The 19695-nt window shown below is 43.0% G+C and carries 11 protein-coding genes and 1 other RNA gene; 2 read left to right on the forward strand and 10 right to left on the reverse strand.

The window, feature by feature from the left end; translation table 11 throughout:
* Window positions 1-3: 3 nt before the first annotated feature.
* From cbpC to M1G01_RS05645, 9 genes are all read right to left on the reverse strand, one after another.
* The gene (gene cbpC, locus M1G01_RS05605) at window positions 4-1023 is read right to left on the reverse strand and encodes a cell wall-binding repeat-containing protein (protein ID WP_247931365.1); all 1020 of its coding nucleotides are present in this window, start codon (window positions 1021-1023) and stop codon (window positions 4-6) included.
* A gap of 17 nt (window positions 1024-1040) precedes the next feature.
* Complete coding sequence (gene cbpJ / locus M1G01_RS05610) at window positions 1041-2051, reverse strand: choline-binding protein CbpJ (RefSeq protein ID WP_049489788.1); 1011 nt, start codon at window positions 2049-2051, stop codon at window positions 1041-1043.
* Window positions 2052-2149: 98 nt separating this feature from the next.
* Window positions 2150-2839 carry a response regulator transcription factor gene (locus M1G01_RS05615; protein WP_000518005.1) on the reverse strand — a complete coding sequence of 230 codons (690 nt, stop codon included), beginning with the start codon at window positions 2837-2839 and terminating at the stop codon, window positions 2150-2152.
* Between the two features lie 11 nt (window positions 2840-2850).
* Complete coding sequence (gene gndA / locus M1G01_RS05620; protein WP_049489790.1) at window positions 2851-4275, reverse strand: NADP-dependent phosphogluconate dehydrogenase; 1425 nt, start codon at window positions 4273-4275, stop codon at window positions 2851-2853.
* 75 nt (window positions 4276-4350) lie between these two features.
* The gene (gene mapZ / locus M1G01_RS05625; protein ID WP_049520858.1) at window positions 4351-5793 is read right to left on the reverse strand and encodes a cell division site-positioning protein MapZ; all 1443 of its coding nucleotides are present in this window, start codon (window positions 5791-5793) and stop codon (window positions 4351-4353) included.
* A gap of 12 nt (window positions 5794-5805) precedes the next feature.
* Complete coding sequence (locus M1G01_RS05630; protein ID WP_049520857.1) at window positions 5806-6963, reverse strand: THUMP domain-containing class I SAM-dependent RNA methyltransferase; 1158 nt, start codon at window positions 6961-6963, stop codon at window positions 5806-5808.
* A gap of 83 nt (window positions 6964-7046) precedes the next feature.
* Window positions 7047-7428, reverse strand: an RNA gene (gene rnpB / locus M1G01_RS05635) — RNase P RNA component class B.
* 20 nt (window positions 7429-7448) lie between these two features.
* Window positions 7449-7778 carry a cell division regulator GpsB gene (gene gpsB / locus M1G01_RS05640; protein WP_000146523.1) on the reverse strand — a complete coding sequence of 110 codons (330 nt, stop codon included), beginning with the start codon at window positions 7776-7778 and terminating at the stop codon, window positions 7449-7451.
* A gap of 69 nt (window positions 7779-7847) precedes the next feature.
* On the reverse strand, window positions 7848-8375 hold the full coding sequence (locus tag M1G01_RS05645; RefSeq protein ID WP_049520856.1) for an SLOG family protein: 528 nt from the start codon (window positions 8373-8375) through the stop codon (window positions 7848-7850).
* A 66-nt stretch (window positions 8376-8441) separates the two neighbouring features.
* Here M1G01_RS05645 and recU point away from each other — a divergent pair, with 66 nt between their 5' ends.
* Together recU and pbp1a are read left to right on the forward strand one after the other, a co-directional pair.
* Window positions 8442-9038 carry a Holliday junction resolvase RecU gene (recU, locus tag M1G01_RS05650; protein ID WP_000248759.1) on the forward strand — a complete coding sequence of 199 codons (597 nt, stop codon included), beginning with the start codon at window positions 8442-8444 and terminating at the stop codon, window positions 9036-9038.
* A complete protein-coding gene (gene pbp1a, locus M1G01_RS05655) occupies window positions 9035-11203 on the forward strand; it encodes a penicillin-binding protein PBP1A (protein ID WP_084917713.1) in 2169 nt (722 codons plus the stop codon). Before recU ends, pbp1a begins: the two co-directional genes overlap by 4 nt.
* 167 nt (window positions 11204-11370) lie before the next feature.
* On the opposite strand, the gene M1G01_RS05660 is transcribed toward pbp1a, so the two are convergent.
* Entirely contained in the window at window positions 11371-19626 is an 8256-nt protein-coding gene (locus tag M1G01_RS05660; RefSeq protein ID WP_247931366.1) for an SIALI-17 repeat-containing surface protein, read from the reverse strand.
* Window positions 19627-19695: the final 69 nt, after the last annotated feature.

Raw genomic sequence — 19695 nt, forward strand, 5'->3', positions numbered from 1 at the left:
TCATTATTGAACCCATTCGCCATTATAGTTGACGTAGTAGCCATCTACGGTAGTATTCACCGCCAAAGCACCTGAGCTATAAGCATAGTACCATTTGCCATTGACCTGGAACCAGCCTGTCTTCATATCTCCATTACTTGCATGTAGATAATACCAAGTCGAACCTTCTTGATACCAACCAGTTGCCATTGCTCCTGATGAACGGAGATAGTACCATTTGTTCCCAAGGTTTTGCCAACCAGTTTTCATATCGCCATTTGGTTGGTCTAAATAATACCAAATGGTACCTTCCTGATACCAGCCAGTCGCCATTGCTCCTGATGAACGGAGATAGTACCATTTATTACCAAGATGTTGCCAACCTGTTTGCATGATGCCAGTTGTTGGATCTAAGTAGTACCATGGAGCAGGTTTGCTTCTATCAATGCCAAAAGTAACATGGAAATCTTGAGTCCAACCCTTAGCAACTTCACCAATTGGTAGTGGATTGTAAGAATCATCGCCAGAAATTCCTAGCTTATTTAAATAATACCAATTGCCGTCTTCATAAGTCCAGCCAGTCTTTACAGCATAATTATTATCAAAATAATAAGTTCTCTTTTCAGCAGATGGAGTATATTGTTCACCGTATACTTTTCCTGTATTTTCAGACGTTTTTGCCTCTAGTACTTGTTTATCTGTTTGTTCTAGCAAAGCACCATCTTGTCCAAAATAGTACCACTTCTGTTGAAGGCCAATTTCTAAGACTGGACGATTATTAAATAAATTATCACGATAACCTGTTCCATGAATTTCTACGTATTGCCAACCGACAACCATCTCTCCTCTATCACCAAAATAGTAAGTTTTACCGTCTATTTTATGCCAATAGATTGCTTTATGATCATCTTTTACATAATATTTTCTATTATCCTTATCAACAAATTGGCCACCTGTGGTATCCGCAAATACAGTATTTGTAGCTAGCAAACCAAAGAAAAATGTTGCTAGTGCGACTTGCATCATTTTTTTCAAAAGCTTCATTTGTATCTCCTCCAAGATTAAATCCACTCACCAGATGAACCAAAGTTATAAACTTTACCATCGATAGTTTGGCTACCTGTAACCATTGCTCCATTTGAATTGAGATAATACCAGTTTCCATTTACTTTGGTCCAACCTGTCTTCATATCTCCATTACTTGCATTTAGGTAGTACCAAGTTGAACCGTCTTTCACCCAACCAGTTGCCATAGCTCCTGATGAACGGAGATAGTACCACTTGTTACCAAGATATTGCCAGCCTGTTTTCATATCGCCATTTTCAGCATCTAAATAGTACCAAGTTGAGCCTTCCTGATACCAGCCAGTTGTCATAGCTCCTGATGAACGGAGGTAGTACCACTTATTGCCAATTTGCTTCCAACCAGTTTGCATAATGCCAGTTGTTGCATCGAGATAATACCAAGTTGAATCATCGTTTATCCAATCTGCACGTCTTTCACCACCAATATAGTTTTCTCCATTAATTTCCGTTTTAGCTAGATAATACCAATTAGACTGGTCATAAAGCCAACCTGTCTCTAAAGAATGATTTTGATTAAAGTAATAGTTCGTGTAAAAACTCTTCTCTTCTTTATCTTCCGGATTTGTACGTTTTTCCCCATACTTTCTTCCAACACTGTCTTTAGTTTTAATCTCTAATGCTTTCCAACCAACAAACTCTTGTAGCACTCCATTTTTATCGAAGTAGTACCACTCTGACTTTGGAAAACCTTCTAATCTGATACCATTTGGGTAAGGACCAATTGTACTACCTTTAGATGGAAACGGGATATATTGCCAGCCGACCACCATCTCTCCAGATAAAGGATCAAAATAATAGTACTTACCATCAATCACTCGCCAGTAGGTTTCTTTTAGGTCCCCCTTCTTGTAGTAGGTTCTACCATTTTCTTGGACAAATTGCCAGCCTTCTGAATCAGCATCATCCGCCAATACGGTATTTGTCGCTAGCAAAGCAAAGAAAAAGACTGCTAGAGCAACTTGCAACATTTTTTTCAAAAAATTCATTAGATCTTCCTCCATAACTGATTGTAGCAAAGACCTGACTGTATGTCAATATATAGAAACTTCTCAAAAAAAGCAGTTACATAACTGCAACTGCTTTTCTATTCTTGCATGGTGTAACCGACACCACGCACGGTTTTAATGTAGCTTTTTTGACCTTTTACATCAAGCTTGCTACGTAGATAACGGATATAAACATCCACGATATTGGTTTCTGTCGCACTTTCGTACTTCCAAACACTTTCCAACAACTGCTCACGAGTCAAGACCTTCTTGCTTCCCATGAGAGTGGCCAAAAGGTCATACTCACGGCGCGTCAGAGCAATCATCTCCTCGCCACGATAAACGGTATGATGTTCTACATCCATACGCAAATTGCGGTAAGACGTTGGGACCTTCATCTGACTACAATGTTGGTCGATAAAGTCCCGACCTCGGAAAATCGCTGAAATACGAGCCACCAGCTGATCAATAATCACTGGCTTATAGATGTAAGAAACGGCGAAGCGCTGGATTGTCTCAATCTGGTCTTGCAATTCTTCGCGATGGTCCAAGACCATGATCACTGAGGCAGGTTTTGTCCGACTCAGCCTCTCTGCAAAATCCTGGGCCGTCATATCCCCCAGACGAGCATTCAGTAAAATCAAGTCATAATCTGTCTGGAGAGCCATGGAGAGGGCTTTTTGCCCCTCCTCGACCAGATCAACACGGTATTGCTCTTTTTGGAGTTCCAGACTGAGAAAATGAGCGAGATTTCGTTCTTTCTCAAGTAATAAAATCCGTTTCCCCATGGCAGACCTACTTATTTTTCGTCATACCAAGAGTAGTGGAAGGTTCCTTCTTTGTCTTTACGTTGGTAAGTGTGGGCACCAAAGTAGTCACGTTGCGCTTGGATCAAGTTAGCAGGAAGGTCTGCTGAACGATAGCTATCAAAGTAAGTAATAGCTGCTGAGAAAGTTGGCACTGGTACACCAGCTTGAACAGCAAGAGCTACGATATCACGAACTGCTTGTTGGTACTTAGCAGTAACATCCAAGAAGTACTCATCCAAGAGAAGGTTTGCAAGATCAGCATCACGGTTGTAAGCATCTGTAATCTTTTGCAAGAAACGAGAACGGATGATACAGCCATCACGCCAGATAGACGCGATGTCCGCAAATGGCAAGTTCCAGTTATTTTCTTTAGAAGCAACACGCAATTGGGCAAAACCTTGTGCGTATGAGATAATTTTTGAGAAGTAAAGGGCTTGACGGATCTTTTCGATCAACTCAGCCTTGTCTCCTTCAAACTTGAAGACAGCTGGTTTTGGAAGCACCTTGCTAGCATGTACACGCTCTTCTTTGTATGTAGAGATGTAGCGAGCAAATACTGACTCAGTGATCAGTGACAATGGCACACCAAGGTCAAGTGCTGATTGGCTAGTCCATTTACCAGTTCCCTTGTTTCCTGCAGCATCCAAGATGTAGTCTACGATTGGGCCATCTTGACCTTCATCGTCTTTGCGTCCAAGAATATCAGCTGTGATTTCGATCAAGTAGCTGTCCAATTCACCCTTGTTCCACTCAGTAAAGATTTCAGCCATGTCTTCTGCAGAAAGGCCAAGCAAGTGTTGCATGAGGTCATAGCTTTCTGCGATCAATTGCATGTCACCATACTCGATACCGTTGTGGACCATTTTCACATAGTGACCAGCTCCATCAGGACCGATGTAAGTCACACATGGTTTGCCATCTTCTGGTGCTTTAGCTGAGATTTCTTCAAGAACATCTGCAACCAATTCGTAGGCTTCTTTTTGTCCACCAGGCATGATAGAAGGACCTTCAAGGGCACCTTTTTCACCTCCAGAAACTCCAGTACCGATAAAGTTGATACCTGAGTTTGCTAGTTCTTCATTACGACGGATAGTATCTTTGTAGAAAGTGTTTCCTCCGTCGATCAAGATATCACCCTTGTCGAGGTGGGGAAGAAGAGCTTGGATAGTTGCGTCTGTACCAGGTCCAGCTTGAACCATGAGCATGATACGACGAGGTTTTTCGATTGAGTTTACAAAGCTTTCCACGTCATAGCTTGGCACAAAGTTCTTTTCAGGATGGCAAGCAATTACATCTTCTGTTTTTTCTTTACTACGGTTGTAAATGGCAACTGTATAACCACGAGATTCGATATTTAGGGCAAGGTTACGACCCATTACGGCCATACCAACGACACCAAAGTTAGCTTTTGTCATGTGACACTCCTCTTGTTTAATATGTTTTATTTTATCATTTTTACCTATGAAAGGAAAGAATTTTGTAACGGTTGCTTAGTAGTCCAAGTCATCAGCGTGACCAGAACCATTCCCTACAAAGTAACCTGTCTTACAGTTGAGGGTGAAGAGATAGGTTCCATCTGGTTTATAGAGGTTGTAATAACCATTTCCGTTTACGATATTGACACGTTCTAGGATATATTGATTTCCAGTGATATAGCCACGAGCACGTGATGTTGCTAGAACTTGTTCCAATACACCATCCGCAAACGTCCAAGCAGGGTTGTTGCTATCGTCTACAGCTGATTGGTTGTAAGGTACACGACTAGCACTTCTTTGAAGATTAACCCCATCGCCAGACAAACCACCATTCGTATCTCTAGCTGGTGCCGTAGTGCTAGTTGAAGGGGTCGTACTGCTTGCATTGCTTTCTGTAGCTGAACTTGAGCTTGCTTGACTCGTGCTAGAGCTTGAACTTGAGCTGGAAGCACTGGTTTGTTGGCTCTTACCAAGACTAATGGCCTTATCCAAGAGTTTGTCTAGTTCTGTGTTGCCTGTCTTAATTTCTGTAAATTTAGCGTCTGCTTTGGCTTTCGCATTGGTATCCAAGACACCGTCAGTGATTGCTGGGCTTTCAAAGAGGGCATTAACATCTTGAATGGCCTTGATTTGAGTTGCTAGGCTATCATATCTTGACTTAGCTAGTGTATAATCACGGCTACCTTCTAACTTATCTAGCAAGGTTTTCAGTTGGCTCAATTTATCAAACTGGCTGTTTTTCAGAGCAGTCTTATTAGCATCTGTATAGAAAGTATCATAGAAATCATTGAAGTCTTTCAAAGCTGTTTGTGTCCCTTGATCATCCGAAGAGGCTGCTTGAGAAGACTGGATTTCTTGGTTTGAACGAGATACTTGGCGGTAGACATAATATGTTCCAGCAAGCACAAGGATTGCAGCTACTACAGAAGCAATGATGATGACACCTTTCTTCTTAGAGCCTGTTTCAGGTTCTGTTTGAGCCGAACGTGATAGAGGTGTATAAATCTCCTCTTCTTGTTCCTCATTTATTTGCTTGGGCTCTGTTTCTGTTAAAACGATAGGCTCTATTTCAGCATTTTCTTCATCTTGAAGTGGTGGAACAAACTGAGTAGTCTCTTCTTCTATCTCTTCAATAGATTCCTCAGCAACCAGGTCTGAATCGTCTACCTGATCAGAAGGTTCACTTGATTCACGAACTTCTTGGATCATTTCCTCTAGGTTTTGAGTAGAAGCTAGCTCTTCTTTTTTAAACTGACGAGTTTCAAACTTGTCGGCTTCGATTTCTTCACGGTGCTGTTTGATGTATTTGTCTAAGATACTGTCCTCAGGCAATACTCCAGCCTCCACCTCTTCATTCTTACGAATGACTTGACCAACAGTCAAGTCTTTTGCTTCGTCAAAGTCGAATTGTGGTTCTTGATGTCCTTTTTTATGACGGTCACGTCTTTTCTTACTCATGAGTTCACCTTTCTATTTTACCTCTTGGCGTTTGACACGCTGACCAAAGTATTGATACAAATCCACTTTTAAGGTCCCGTTATAGAGTTTTCGTTTTTTGTCAGCTGGACTTCCGTACTTGCTTTCAAAAGCTTCGTCACTCGTCAGGATAAACTTACTCCACGTTTTCAGTGGTGCAAAGACTTGTCCCATCTCAGCATAGAGCTTGGTAACTCCTGCATCATCAGACAAACGTTCCCCATATGGTGGATTGGAAATGATAACGCCATTAATCTTGTCAGTGCGCAAGTCCTGTACCCGCATTTGCTTAAAGGTGATATCACCTGCGACACCTGCTGCTTGAGCATTTGCCTTGGCAATTTCCACCATGCGAGCATCTATATCACAGCCCATAATGTCCAGTTCCAGTTCACGATCAATTTTCTTAGCCGCCTCTGTGCGAACTTCCTGGATTAACCGATCGCTGACCCAGTTCCATTCCTCAAATGCAAAGGAACGTCGAAGTCCTGGCGCCATCTTTCTGGCAATCATAGCCGCCTCGATACAGAAAGTTCCTGACCCACAGGTCGGATCAATCAAGGGCTTGTCCGGATACCAGCTAGATAGTTGCAAAATGGCTGCGGCCATATTTTCCTTGATAGGCGCTCCACCCTTTTCCGTACGATAACCACGTTTAAAAAGGCTAGAACCTGTCGTGTCAATCATGACAGTTGCCACATCTTTCAGGATAGATACCTCAATCTTAAACTCGGGACCAGTTTCCATCAAGGGAACTCCTTCTGGACGGGCATAGTGTTTTTGTAATTTCTTCACAACAGCCTTCTTAGAAATAGCCTGAACACTGGGTTCGTTGTGGAGTTTAGACTTGACACATTTTGCCTTTGATATCGGGAAACGTGCTCCTAGAGGGAGATAGTTTTCCCAATCTAGAGCAAAAACACCTTGAAAAAGCTCTTCAAAAGTCTTAGCTGGAAAACTTCCGACTACAATCTTGATGCGATCCGCCGCGCGAAGCCAAAGGTTGGTCTCAATGATTGCCTTCACATCTCCTTGAAAGCGAACACGCCCATTTTCAACCTGGCAATCATAACCAAGGTCTCGCACCTCACGTCCAACGACAGCCTCAAGACCCGCCGCAGCAGTTGCGATTAAATTAAATTGTTCTTTCATTTCTAGTCTTGCAAGACCTTTCTCTTGTTCACTTTAAAAAATGAGGTTGAGAAAGATTTCTCAGCCCCAACCTATATGCAATTTTCTATAAGCCATGTTTTGTTCCAGAAGTGACTAGGACCACTTCCTTCGATAATCATCTGTCTACCGCTAACAGCATAAATCTGCTAGCAGTCAGAGTACTACGTTCGTTTCCGTGCACTCCATGCCCCGACCAAAATTTGGGTTGCTAGCTTGAGGGGTTTACCGCGTTCCACTCTCTCTGTTTCCAGAAAGACTCCGTCACTGTGGCACTTTCAAGCCTATTCTGACCTATCCGAAGACTTAGTCATTTCGACTGCCGTAACGATTTCTCGTCCCTAGGCTTATGGATTCGCCTAGCACAAACACTACAGGCATCACAGCCTGTGCTAGCATGGACTTTCCTCATGAAAAGAGAACCTCTTCACGCGATTATCCAAAAATTGCACTCATTCCTTAGTCAATTATAAATCTTGGTTGTCTAAGATTTGCTTACCAAATACTTCTTTTTCGAGACGATTTAAGCGTTTCAAAATATCAAAGTTTGTCATTGAGGTAGAAGCTGTTACTTCAATAGAGTCTGGTTGAGTTGGCGCTACCTGTGGTTTATGAGATAATTCTTCCTTCAAATCAGCAATCTCTTGACGAAGGGATTTGACCAAAGCTGCGTAGGTTTCATAATCCTTAATCACATCATCTAGGAATTCATCTACCTCTGCTTTGCTGTATCCACGTACTTCACGTCCAAATTCTTGTTCAAAAATATCTTTCGCTGAAAATATAATACTTGCCATGTCTCTCTCCATTCTGGGTTACTAGTATTATTATATAAAAAAAGACAAGTAAAAATCAAGGTCAAAGGCTTACTTTTCAGAAAAATTTTCTACTATTTCATTCAAGTCCTCAAATGTTAATCTTCTTGTAACATAGTCCGCTTGATTTTTCATCATTTGGTAAAAATATCGTAACTTGGTTTCCTTTTCTTCGTCGTAAAAAAGATAGCAAGTATCTGTATTCTCCAGCAGAAATTTCTGATAATCACGCAGTTGCCCCTTGTGCTCATATTGTGGATAGGCATATTTGACAAAGTCAACCTGCTTGAACTCACTCAATTTCGCTTGATTTGCTTCATTCCAATTACTGCCATGGGTTTCAAAATCAAAAATGGTCGCCAGCTGAAATCCATAGTCTGCTTTCATGTCTTTCGCCACCTGAAGCGCCCAGTACTCAAAGCCCAAGGTCCCTGTAAAGACAAGCCAGTTCACCCCATCCTCTGCTAGACGTTCCAGGTCTCTCCGAATGGCTGTTTTGATAATATCAACGCGAATATCCTTGTCATTAAAGAGACCAAGGTCGAAGGCTGAATAGCCTAAAATCAAGGCTGATGTCATTTTTAACCCTTTCTTTGTAAATTTATGATATAATAGAGTGATGTTATTGTACCAATAAGGAGAATTATGGTCAACTATCCACATAAAATTTCATCTCAAAAGAGGCAAGCACCCCTGTCACAAACTAAAAATTTCGCAAATCGGGGAATGTCTTTTGAAAAGATGATCAATGCTACGAATGACTACTATTTGTCGCATGGGTTAGCTGTTATTCACAAGAAACCGACTCCCATCCAAATCGTACGTGTCGACTATCCCCAACGAAGTCGAGCCAAGATCGTTGAAGCCTACTTTAGACAAGCTTCAACTACTGACTATTCAGGGGTTTATGATGGATACTACATCGACTTTGAAGCAAAGGAAACCAGGCAAAAACATGCGATACCGATGAAGAATTTTCATCCCCATCAGATCCAGCATATGGAACAAGTCCTTGCCCAGCAAGGAATCTGCTTTGTACTCCTTCACTTTTCTTCTCAGCAAGAAACCTACTTATTACCGGCTATTGACCTCATCCGTTTCTATCATCAAGATAAGGGACAGAAGTCAATGCCACTTGGATATATTCGAGAAAATGGATATAGGATTGAGCCGGGTGCCTTTCCTCAAATTCCCTACCTCGACATTATCAAAGAACATTTACTAGGTGGTAAAACAAGATGAACAAACAAACTTTTCTGCGAATAGCTAAGTATGTCAGTATCAGTCTCTTAACTGTATTTATCGCAGCTGTAATGCTTGGTGGAGGTCTCTTCCTCTACTATGTTAGCAAGGCTCCAGAACTTTCTGAAAGTAAACTAGTCGCTACAACGTCAAGTAAGATCTATGATAGCAATGACGAGCTTATCGCTGATCTTGGTTCGGAACGTCGGGTCAATGCCCAAGCAAACGAAATACCGACCGATTTGGTCAACGCTATTGTTTCGATTGAGGACCATCGCTTCTTTAATCACCGAGGAATCGACACAATCCGTATCCTAGGTGCTACCCTCCGAAACCTTCGTGGTGGTGGAGGTCTGCAAGGAGCTTCAACCTTGACACAGCAGTTGATCAAGTTAACTTATTTCTCTACGTCAACTTCTGATCAGACTCTTTCTCGTAAGGCCCAGGAAGCTTGGTTAGCCGTTCAGCTAGAACAAAAAGCGACTAAACAAGAGATCTTGACCTACTACATCAACAAGGTTTACATGTCAAACGGTAACTATGGAATGCAGACAGCTGCCCAAAGTTACTATGGCAAGGATCTCAAAGATCTAAGTATTCCTCAATTGGCTCTCCTTGCTGGTATGCCTCAGGCTCCAAACCAGTATGATCCATACTCGCATCCAGAAGCTGCTCAAGAACGTCGTAATCTCGTCCTCTCTGAGATGAAGGGGCAAGGTTACATTTCAGCTGAGCAATATGAAAAAGCGATTAATACTCCGATTACAGATGGACTTCAAAGTCTAAAATCGGCTAATAGTTATCCTCCATACATGGACAACTATCTCAAAGAGGTAATCGATCAAGTCGAACAAGAAACAGGCTACAACCTCTTAACGACTGGTATGGATGTCTACACCAACGTTGATCCTAAAGTTCAACAACATCTCTGGGATATCTACAATACCGACGAGTATGTCAACTATCCTGATGATGAAATGCAAGTAGCTTCAACGATTGTGGATGTGACAAATGGGAAAGTCATTGCTCAGTTAGGTTCTCGTCACCAATCAAGCAATGTTTCCTTCGGAATCAACCAAGCTGTTGAAACCAACCGTGACTGGGGTTCTACCATGAAGCCAATCACAGACTATGCTCCTGCCTTGGAGTATGACATCTACGACTCAACTGCTTCGATTGTACATGATGTTCCTTACAACTATCCTGGAACAGATACCCCTGTTTACAACTGGGATAGAAGTTATTTTGGAAATATTACCATCCAATATGCGCTCCAACAATCACGGAACGTTACAGCCGTAGAAACCTTGAACAAAGTCGGTTTGGATAGAGCCAAGACCTTCCTAAATGGAATCGGCATTGACTATCCAGATATGCACTATGCCAACGCGATTTCAAGTAATACGACTGAGTCAAACAAAAAGTATGGAGCAAGTAGTGAGAAAATGGCTGCTGCTTACGCTGCTTTTGCTAACGGTGGTATCTACCATAAACCAATGTATATCAACAAAATCGTCTTTAGCGATGGTAGCTCAAAAGAATACGCTGATCCTGGTACTCGTGCCATGAAAGAGACGACCGCCTATATGATGACAGAAATGATGAAGACTGTCTTAGCATACGGAACTGGTCGTGGTGCTTATCTCCCTTGGCTACCTCAAGCTGGTAAGACTGGTACATCAAACTATACAGATGATGAAATTGAAAACTACATCAAAAATACTGGTTATGTAGCTCCAGACGAAATGTTTGTTGGTTATACTCGCAAATATTCAATGGCTGTGTGGACAGGTTACTCAAACCGCCTTACTCCTATCGTTGGTGATGGCTTCTATGTTGCAGCTAAGGTTTACCGTTCAATGATGACTTATCTGTCTGAGGATAACAACCCTGGCGACTGGACTATGCCAGAAGGCCTCTATCGAAGTGGTGAGTTCGTCTTTAAAAACGGTGCTCGTTCTGCATGGACTGCCCCCGCTCCGCAACAGGCCCCAACACCTGAAAGTTCGAGCTCGACATCAGAAAGTTCAACTACACAGTCAAGCTCAACTACTCCAAGTACGAATAATAGTGCAAACAATAATACCAATAACCAGCAACCAAATACAACGCCTGGTCAACAAAACCAGAACCAAAATCAGAATCCTCAACCAGCACAACCATAACATTTATCACCCAGATTTTTCTGGGTGATTTTTTCATAGCTCTATTGCATTTATGTGCTTAACAAAAGCCTGAGAAGACATCTTCTCAGGCTTTTTCTGTACTATAAACCTCATTGGGAAAGATAGGAAACGGATTTCGTAATCTTGTTAAGAGGTTTTACTAAACACTAGTCTTTCTTTGTTTTTGCTACAAAGAGAGCAGATAGGGCTAGGCTAACACCTGCTAGGAAGAGGGCTGTGTCAGATTGACTCTCACCTGTTGCTGGCAGGTTTTGTTCAGCTGTTTCTCGCTTCGTCACTTCTTGTTTTAGTTCCGGTGCCGGTGCCTTACCTTCATCTGAAGCAAGTGAGCTCAGTTTAAACTCAGGTTTCTCTACCATTGGAGCAGCTTGGTCGCCTACTGTTGCTACTGGACCTGTGTACTCTGGAAGCTCATGTACCAAGGCTTCAACTGCATTGACACCGCCCTTGAACTCAGGTTTCTCTACTGTTGGAGCCGCTTGGTCGCCTACTGTTGCTAATGCGCCTGTGTACTCTGGAAGCTCATGTACCAAGGCTTCAACTGCATTGACACCACCCTTGAACTCAGGTTTCTCTACTGTTGGAGCAGCTTGGTCACCTACTGTTGCTAATGCGCCTGTGTACTCTGGAAGTTCATGTACTAGGGCTTCAACTGCATTGACACCACCTGTGAATTCAGGAACCTCAAGAACGGGTGCTGGTTCTTCGCCCTTACTTGACTGAACAGGTTCTTCTGTTAATTCTTGATGGAAGCTTGCCAATTCATAAAACTCAGCCTTGCCACCTTCCCAGACTAATTTGACGTCTAGAAGAGAGCCACCATTTCGGATAGCGAAGGTTTGGAGACTGGATGTAATGGCACCGAGGTCTGTCCAACTGTCTTGACCATCCTTGAGTGTTCTAGCAAGAACACGTGCCTTAGCTCCTTCAGGAAGACTGGAAACGAGACGAAGGTGGTTAGCATTGGTCGGTTCAGACAAGTGATAAACCAACTCCCCCTTGTCTTTTTCAGACTTGTAGCTGGTCAAGACTTTTCCGTCTACAAGATTATTGTAGAGGTTGCCTTGGCTTTCTCCACCGTTTCCTTCTACTGTTGGATCATTGATTGGTTTGACAAATTCACCATCGTTGATGACCAATTCTGTAAATCCTACAAAACGGGCATCATAATCCGCTGTATAGAGGACACGGAGATAGTTGGCTTTGACTGGTGTCGTCAATTCACCCTCGATGTAGCGATTTCCTGGCATCTTAGAATCATGTGTCCAACCATCTGTCAATGAATCATCGTGTGTGCTATTGGCCACACCATCTCCTACTGTAACGACATCAGTCCAAGTTTTACCGTCTTGGCTGACTTGAATCTTACCATCACGAAGATAGTTTTGAGTTCCGTCTTGGATGTAGGCTCTAATCTTCTTGATGGTGCGTTCGCTGCCAAGTTTCAAGGTCACGTGACCATCTTTACGAGCATAGTCTGAAAACTCAACAAAGTTGTTGTAAACACCATCAAATAATTGATCTAGGTTGTTTAGTTTACGAACATCATTGCTTCCGTATGTTGGATGAATGCCCATAGTTGTAGATTCTAGTTTGGTTGGTTGCACTTCTTTGGTTGTTACAAGGAGAGAAGTGGCTGTCACAGCTTGTTCCTGATCTGTTTTGTTGACCAGACGCACATAACGTACTAAGTGGCTTGCTGCAGATCTATCAGTCAACTGGCTAGCTGGCAGCCATTCTTGAGCATTTGCAGAGTACTCAAGGCTAAGAGCTGGGTTGGCTTGGCCTTGGAGCTGGATGCTCTTGACCTGATGGATACGGTCGAGTTTCATACCTAGATAGCTATGAGCAGGGAGTTTGGTTCCAGCTGGAATTTGAAGTTCATAATGTCCCAAGCTATCCACTACCGGTGTTTCCTTCAAGGCGTCGACGTTGGTGTCTGTTAACTCACTGTTTCCAGAGCGTGTCTCAACAGAGAAGTCTTGGATACGCCACCAGAGGTCGAGAGCCTTAGTATTGCGTACTCGGATGTAGCGAGCATTGATTGCTCTAGTCACTTCCTTGGTTTGCTCACCTGACAAGCGATCGAGTTCCTGCCAAGTAGTACCGTCTGTAGAATACTCAAGCACACCTGCTGCAAGTTTATCACCTGTTCCTTGACGAAGACGAACTTTAGTGACTGACTTGACTTCACCGAGGTCAAGTTGTGCCCAAGCATCTACTGGTGTCGTATTGCTACCGTCAGCATTTGCCATCATAGCTTCTGTATTGTCCTTGCCATCAGTGATTTGACGAGCTGAAGTATTTAGTTTGTAAACTAGATTTGAGCTTAGACTAACTGTCGTTGCTTGTTGGCTACGAGCTTTTTCAACTGGACGGTTGACTGCAATTTCCTGAACTGCAAACCAAGTGTTCTCGCGGTCTGCTGTCGCAATCATGCGAACTGCCTTGGCCTTGATATTGAGATTTTCAAACTTAAGTAGGGATTCATTTCCGACATAGCTTGGCTCTTTCAAGGTTACCCAGTTATCATTTTCATCTAGATACTGCACTTCTGCCTTACTAAAGGTATCACGTGGATTTGCCTGCGTTCCCATTGCAAAGGTCAAGGTTTGGATTGATACCGGCTTGTTGAACTTCATACCAATATAATCACCTGTCTTGATGCTGTTTGGTGATTTAATAATCGCATGGGTTGCCAAATCGCCATCCGTTACTTCTGCTAAACCACCTTCTACACCTGTTCGATTGGTAATAAAAGTACTGATGATTTGGTCTGGATGCAAGACTTTTTGAACTTCAGATGCCAGAACTTCTTTCAAGGATAGGATAAATGGACGGATATGTTGAACACCCAATTCAGCTTTTTCCATATGATCTACATAATGGAAGGTGTGAGTTTGAGACTGTTCGTACAATTTCAAACCTTTATAGTAGCTGTCCCAAAGCTTGGCTGCATCGTTTGTAGCCATAGCTTCTGTTCCTGTAAGGAAGGCATCGAGAGCATTCATTTGATCGATTGCATTATCCAACCAATAGTGGATTTGGGCAACCATCTTTTTATCACCTGATGCTTTATAGAGTTCGGCTGCCTCTTTAATTTTGGCAAATTCTGCACGCAAGGCTGTACGTTCGGCAGTCACATCCTGACCTGCTTTGAGCTTGGTCATGAAGTCTGTCAATTTTGGAGCCAAGTCTACAGATTCTTCTAGTTTGACGACACGATTATCCATGTTTTGGTTGATCATGTGCTTACCAAGTTCACGGAAGGCTGCCGATACCTTGCTATCTTCAAAATGACCATTTTCTACAAAGTTGAAGGCAATATCATTGATTTTCTTAGCTTCTTCTTCTGATTTCCACTGTTTCCATGAGTATTGAGCTCCTGAAAAGAGGGCAATCTTAGATGGTTCAGACTGTTGCATTGGGTTCAACATGATACCCGATAGCAAACCTGGATCCACGTTTGGATGAAGGAATTTCTCACCACCACCTAGAATTAAATGTTGTTTAGAGTTATCTGTTACAGGCCAGTTAATCCAAAGTGAAACTGGGCGATAGGTCTTGCCACCTGCGGATAGATTGTTCTTGAGAGTTGAAAGGAAGCTTTCAGAGACTTCACCCCAAATCTTACCACCCGTCAAGGTCATGGATGTTGAACTTGGGAGATTTTCATTGAGGGATTTCAACTCATCCTCACGTCCATTACCCCAATACTGGCCAGGAACAAAGATCATTTCTTTACGAAGACCGCTGTAAGTTCCCTGCATTTCACTCAACCACTTGGTCATATCTTGCATCAAGCGGTTGTAGCTATTGTAGCCTCCGACTGGGCTTGGTGCATCATCTGCAAGGATACCAAATTCGCGGACACCCACTTTCATCAACTGGGTAAATTTGGCCTTGATGGTTGCCAAATCTTCTTGGTAATGCGCTTCATTGCCAAAGCGGATGCGGTTGTTCATGAATGGATGGATAGTCCAGACATAGCGTGTTTTACTTTGATTTCCGACACGAGCAAGTTCACGGATTTCAGCTAGTTTTTCTTCTGGATAGAGTTCGCGCCATTTCTTGTTATGGTATGGATCATCTTTTGGTGCAAAGAAGTATTGGTTCAATTTCAAATCGCCACCATAACGCATGAGCTCTGCACGATCGGCATTCGACCATGGATTTCCATAGTATCCTTCGATGAAACCACGGTTCTTGAGCTCTGCGTAATCTTCTACTGTTACATTACGAAGGACTGGTACTTGGCTTTCCTTGAGCATGTGTTTCAAAGTTGTCAAACCATAGAAGACTGCATCTGTGTCTTTTCCGACGATGGAAATCGAATTATCCTTGATGCTCAAGACATAGGCGTCGATCTTGTCAAAGAGACCTGCTGAAACATTGGACAAGTTTTGCTCTGCTTGTGAACCTTGTCCATGCACTCCAAGATAGATATTGGTTGCGCCAGCGATTGCCGCCTTACCAGTTGTATAAGATACTTGATTGTCCTGCAAAACACTCTTCAAGCGATTGCGAGTATAGATATCGAGTTGATCGCCCATAACCAGATTGACTTGCTTACGAAGGGCTGTGACTCCTTCTCCATAAGTCACTTTTTGTGGCGTTGGGAAGACCTTGTACTCTTTCTTGAGATAGTCATTGCTCTTGCTAGCAGCTGCAATGCTGTCTTCGCTAGCTGGTTTGCTTGCAGTGAATTGATCCGCCAATTCAACTGTTCCATCACCGGTTTGGTCTACTTTTGGTTTTTCTGGTGTAGTTGGTTTTTCTGGTTGACTTGGTGTAGTCGTTTCTTGCTCTTCTTTGACAGGTTTCAATAGATGAACTTCAGCTGCACTTGCAAAACCACCAACGCCTTCCAATACTTTCAACTCAATCTTGTTGGTATCTACCGCCGCAAAGTTGACTGTTTTTTCTTGGGCGTTGTTGTCCCAGCTTCCTTCTGAAACCTTGACCATTTGGCCATCTTTTTGTGCGTAGATTTCGTAGCGGGTCACGACACCATTTCCACCACCTGGACGTGGGAGATAAGTCAAACCATTGACTTTTTCTGCTTCTTTCAAGGTCATAGTAAGAGTGTATGGCGCAGTGTCACCAGTCCACTTAGTATGCCAGAAGGTATTTGGATTATTGTCAAAGGCCTTTTCAACAGCGCCTTCAGTCGCGTTTCCTGGAAGTTGCTGACTGCTTGCGGTTGCTGTAATCTTATCATTTGAAATCAAGCGAGGATTTACAAATGGTTTGTCTGACAACTCTGCACTATGCAATATTCCTTTGAAACCACCGATGCTTTCAAGCGGTAGAACCAAGCTATTGTGGGCAAAGCGAGGGTATTCTGGATTTGCGATACGCTCAATCTTCTCACCATCCACATAGACTTCCGTTGATTGTGGTTTGGTCACAATAGAGATTTGATAGCGTTTGTTCTTTTCAAGTTTCTTCTTGAATTGGATATGGAACTGTTCAAATTGATAAGCAAGATAGCCGTCTTTATCAGTTAGATAGATACGGTTGTCCCCACTTGTTGAGAAGGTTTGTTCACCGTCACCAGTGACAGTCACATCAAACTTCAAGACATGACTTGGACCAACATCACCAGCCAAGCCTTCGATGCTGCTGTCTTTCTCAAATGCCAATCCTTGCTCGCTTGTCTTCACCTTCTTGCTTGCATAGTTCTTGACGGTTTCAGAATTGATGGTAAACAAGTCGCTTTGATCAATCTCTTTATCAGGATTTGACTGTGGCGCATAAGGGCTTGTTGGTAGGGTGCGTTCTGCAAAGGTCGCAGCTGCACGGTCAGATCCCCAAGTCCGCTCCGCAGTAGTTTGCATGCTCTTGAAGAAGCGTTTAAAGATATCATAAGAGGTCAAACCTGTCTCATGAAGGTCGATATTGTCATTCCAAACTGCGTGCCCACCACCAAGGATACTTGGATGAGAAGCTGGTAGAAGTGGACCTCCTCCCGTTCTAAAATCGTTCGGTGTCCAGCTGTTGTACTGGCGTTCGTAGTTTGCATAGTCCCCGTAGGCTGCTTGACTATTGCTTCCACTTGGGACACTATATGTCGGCACATCCGTGATGTTGATAATCTTAGCTCCCTGAGCAATGGCTTCATTTGGTCGTTGCCAGCCAATGCTCCAGATATCAACTTCTACTCCGTTCCAATCAACAGGAGTGTTCCCACGTTTCGCACTGAGCGAACCCCAGATACGAGGGGTATAGCCTTTTCCTTTAATGTATTTGATAAGGTCATTGACATAGCGACGGTAACTTTCTCTGCTACCATAGTATTCATCCGTTCCGATATGAACAGTTGATACCCCATGAAGTGGTGCATCTGGACCATCGAGGAGTTTGTCATAAACGGATTTGACAAATTTAAGAGTTTCTTCGTACTTGTTATCCAAGTCTAGCATGGCTACGCGCTCGACATTGTGCTTGCCTGCATAATCGCTCAGACTACCTTGATACATGAGGTCTGGGCGGACTTTGACAAATGATAGTGCATGACCTGGTGTGTCAATTTCTGGCACTAGATTGATATGCAAGGCCTTGGCAAGTTTAATCAGATTTTGCATTTCTTCCTTGGTATAATGCTCATCTGAAGTCAATTTTTGATCATTCTTACCGACAATGTCTGTCTCCACACGGAAACCAGTCTTAGCGTGTTCAAGTACATACTTGAGTTGTTCTTCTGGACTTAAATTCTTACCTGCCAAGTGTTCCTTTAGGAAGATATAGTTATCGTTGAGGTGCAACTGCAAGTCGTTCATCTTGTAGTAAGCCATGTTGAGCATGATGTCTACAAGAGTGTCATAAGGGATAAATTTACGACCTGTATCTAGCATAAAGCCACGGTGGCTGAAACTTGGGAAATCGCGAATTTCGCCATTTTGGAGGTTACTTTCTCCCATTTGAAGAAGAGTCCGAGTGGCGTAGAAGGCTCCTGTGTTTGTGGCAGCTTCGATGGTAATCACATCATCTTGGATAGTGATGCCATAGCCTTCCTTGCCATAACCTTTGTTTTCAACCTTTTTAAATTCGATTCGTTTTTGAGCTTGCTTGTCACCTGTTGCTAGTTCCAATCCACGGCTAGCAAGGTCTGACTGGTAGAAGGTTGCTGCCTGATCAAAGCCAGAATCACCTGTCGCAAGGACTGTATCTGAAGTGATAGAAGATTGGCCTTCTTTCCCATACCATTGTTGAACAGCTGGTGCTACTTTTGGTTTGACACCTACACCCTCGTTCTGATGTAGACCCTTGATGACTACTTCAAATTCCTTAGTGAAAGTATGACTGTCTCTGATTTGTTGGACCATGACCTTGACGCGTTGATCTGTTAGAGGTTTATGGATGTGATTTTGAAGGTCAATCACACCTTGCTTGTTGCTTCCGATAAGGCTAACTTTCCCTGGTAAAGTTGGTAAGACAAGAGACTGTCCATCTTCTGCTACTGTTAGTTCGGTTACTTGGCGGATATCCGTTACCTTACTTGTATCAGGAATATTCGAATAAGCTCGAATTTCTTGGATACCAACGTTTCTCCAGTTCATTGTACCAGCTTGGTAGTCGTTAATTTCTAACTTAAGATACTTAGCTTTGATACTTTCAGCTAGGTCAACTTTCTCATCTAAAACAGGTTCTCCAGTCTTGGTATGAGCGAGTTTCCATTGTTTTTCTCCGTTAGCGCCCACGTCTTCTTGGCCTGCGTAATAGAGACTCCAAGATTTGATATTAGGGTCATTTTGCCCATTACGAAGACGACGATCCCAGTCAATTTCTACATGCTTGATGAGGGTAGTTTTTGGAAGAGTTAATTCAAAAGTTGGTTTTACTGCATCTCTATCTGTAGCCCAACGGGTATTGTCATCTCCATCGATAGCCTTATCTGCAGTAAAGTTGGTACCAGTCTCATGGTTGCTCGCCTGAGCAGTAGCACCCTCGAGATGGTTGACATCTTCTCTATCTTCGATTGTCTTTTCAGCTGGTTTTACTGCTGGTGTAGTGGTTTCAGCTGGTTTATTGTCTGCCTTTGGTGTTTCAACCGGTTTCAGCGTTTCTGCTGGCTTGGGACTTGCAGGACTTGTCTCTGGTTTTGCCTCTTCACTTGCTGCAAGATTGGTTCCCTCATCTGTCGCTGGAGTTTCTTCATGACTTGCTTCTGTTGCAGCTTCTGCATCCGCCTTTTCAAGCGCAGCGACTAAATCATCTGGTAACTTATCCAGAGCTTGAACATGAGTGATACTTCCCTCTGCCTCTGAAGGTGTTGCTGTTTCTGCCGCCTGAACCATATTGGCGCCAAAGATACTAGCACCAATCATAACGGAGGCTGCACCGATTGCAAATTTTCTTATACTATAGTGACAGCGTTTCTCAAAAAAATGTCTATCCATCTTTCTCCTATTCCTTTCATCCGCATACATGAGTAAGCGGTATCATTTCTCCTTTGAAAAAGGAGAGAA

Origin of the sequence: Streptococcus oralis (assembly GCF_023110055.1) — a bacterium.
In the GTDB taxonomy this organism is placed as follows: domain Bacteria; phylum Bacillota; class Bacilli; order Lactobacillales; family Streptococcaceae; genus Streptococcus; species Streptococcus oralis_BY.

What these genes read in the sequence shown, in the direction of transcription:
- cbpC (WP_247931365.1), bottom strand. Translation starts at nt 1,023, where the DNA reads ATGAAGCTTTTGAAAAAAATGATGCAAGTCGCACTAGCAACATTTTTC.
- cbpJ (WP_049489788.1), bottom strand. Translation starts at nt 2,051, where the DNA reads ATGAATTTTTTGAAAAAAATGTTGCAAGTTGCTCTAGCAGTCTTTTTC.
- M1G01_RS05615 (WP_000518005.1), bottom strand. Translation starts at nt 2,839, where the DNA reads ATGGGGAAACGGATTTTATTACTTGAGAAAGAACGAAATCTCGCTCAT.
- gndA (WP_049489790.1), bottom strand. Translation starts at nt 4,275, where the DNA reads ATGACAAAAGCTAACTTTGGTGTCGTTGGTATGGCCGTAATGGGTCGT.
- mapZ (WP_049520858.1), bottom strand. Translation starts at nt 5,793, where the DNA reads ATGAGTAAGAAAAGACGTGACCGTCATAAAAAAGGACATCAAGAACCA.
- M1G01_RS05630 (WP_049520857.1), bottom strand. Translation starts at nt 6,963, where the DNA reads ATGAAAGAACAATTTAATTTAATCGCAACTGCTGCGGCGGGTCTTGAG.
- gpsB (WP_000146523.1), bottom strand. Translation starts at nt 7,778, where the DNA reads ATGGCAAGTATTATATTTTCAGCGAAAGATATTTTTGAACAAGAATTT.
- M1G01_RS05645 (WP_049520856.1), bottom strand. Translation starts at nt 8,375, where the DNA reads ATGACATCAGCCTTGATTTTAGGCTATTCAGCCTTCGACCTTGGTCTC.
- recU (WP_000248759.1), top strand. Translation starts at nt 8,442, where the DNA reads ATGGTCAACTATCCACATAAAATTTCATCTCAAAAGAGGCAAGCACCC.
- pbp1a (WP_084917713.1), top strand. Translation starts at nt 9,035, where the DNA reads ATGAACAAACAAACTTTTCTGCGAATAGCTAAGTATGTCAGTATCAGT.
- M1G01_RS05660 (WP_247931366.1), bottom strand. Translation starts at nt 19,626, where the DNA reads ATGGATAGACATTTTTTTGAGAAACGCTGTCACTATAGTATAAGAAAA.